The sequence below is a fragment of the Vibrio sp. Y176 genome (assembly GCF_033438945.1).
This window is the reverse complement of the sequence record NZ_JAWOQS010000931.1, coordinates 1-565: the sequence shown is the minus strand read 5'-3', so window position 1 is coordinate 565 and position 565 is coordinate 1. Positions and strand designations below refer to the sequence as shown.

At 40.9% G+C, this 565-nt stretch carries 1 pseudogene; it reads left to right on the top strand.

What is annotated here, in order from left to right:
- Positions 1-436 precede the first annotated feature (436 nt).
- Positions 437-565, top strand: a pseudogene (locus tag R7O13_RS29470) (ArsR family transcriptional regulator); the annotation flags it as partial.

Sequence of the window (565 nt, the reverse complement as noted above, 5' to 3'; positions counted from 1 at the left end):
GCGGCAATAAAATAAGAAAACTTCCAAACACTTTGTTCCCCTTTTACTAGCATTTCGTCCCTATATTGTAGGGAAAACCCACCTATTTGGTCTTATCAGGAATAAAGCGAAGAAATCTACTCTCTTTTTTACCTCCCCTTTTTTCACCATACTGATTTGGCTAGCAGGAAATATAGAAAATTGCTCATAACCTAACCCCCAAGCAGAACTTAGCTCCTGATACCACACCCCCAATTCGTCGTATCTTTAAGTTCTGCTTTTTTACTTGCTGCCATTTGACCGAATTCTTTGTTAGTCCGCCAAATATTTTTCGAGACATAATCTCTTCCCATTTTTTGACGTCGCTTATCTTCAATTCTCCTTTCAACAGTTGCGCCTTAGAAAAAGCACACGTACACTTAATCGCAATTCGACGATTAACTATAAAGGTCTGCTCATGAGCAACAAATGCAACGAAACGTGCCAAATTGCTTTTGAAACCACGCAACAACAACTCGATAAAGAACAAGCACTCGCCGCTCAAGCGAAAGCGCTGTCTCATCCTGCTCGCTTACGCATTCTGCAT